The sequence below is a fragment of the Oleiphilus sp. HI0061 genome (assembly GCF_001635675.1).
On record NZ_LWFE01001572.1, the window covers coordinates 1 to 960 of the forward strand.

At 43.3% G+C, this 960-nt stretch carries 1 protein-coding gene; it reads left to right on the forward strand.

Annotation, left to right across the window (positions count from 1 at the left end; genetic code table 11):
- Positions 1–235 precede the first annotated feature (235 nt).
- The coding region (locus tag A3735_RS24545) for an RNA ligase RtcB family protein (protein ID WP_068638815.1) at positions 236–960 on the forward strand (725 nt) is incomplete at its 3' end.

The window sequence follows — 960 nt, forward strand, 5'->3', positions numbered from 1 at the left end:
TATGTGATCTGCATACTGCTTCACGAACGATTTACTTGATTGATCTGTTTTGTGAGCTTAGAATGCCGCGTTCATTTCAATCATTACTGTAAAGGAGAATTAGCCATGACATATATGACGACATCCTTTGCAGGCAATGACCAATAGGAAAAGCTAGCTTTCTAGCCCTCTGGTCGTTCGGCCTGCCCTCTTAGACATTTTTCTTTGTAATCTATTTTCATAAGGAATAGGTACTATGGGCTCGTGCGTCCAAAACTTAACAAATAAAGTTACGCTCATTGCGTCTGACAAGACGTGGATAGAGGGTGACGCAGTACAACAATTAATTAATACATCAACACTACCCGGTATGGATATCGTTGCGGGCATGCCCGATTTACATCCTGGCAGAGGCTACCCTGTTGGCGCAGCCTTCTTTAGTTTGGGTAGAATCTACCCTGCCCTGGTTGGTAATGATATTGGCTGCGGTATGGCTTTATGGCAATCAAGCCAGAAAGTCAGCAAAGTAAACTTCGACAAGCTAGTTCGTCGTCTGGATAACATCGAACAACCGCTTGATGATTCATGGCGTGACTACATCACGAACAGACAGTCAGACTTATCGTTAGGCGTAATACCATTCGATCGTTCTTTAGGAACAATCGGTGGAGGTAATCACTTTGCGGAATTTCAGATAGTTGATAAAGTCTATGACGAAGCATCTATTGAGGCATTAAAGCTAGACAAAAAGCTTGTTCAGTTGCTAGTTCACTCTGGCTCTCGTGGTTTGGGTGAGTCGATACTTCGCAAGCATGTCCAACAATTTAGTCACGATGGCTTGGATGATTCTAGTTCAGATTTTTCTGATTATTTAAACGCTCATAATCATGCTGTTCGTTGGGCTGAGCTTAATCGAGAATTGATCGGCCTACGCTTCCTGGAGGCGCTTAATGCGAAAGGACGTTGCCTCTTTGATGTGAA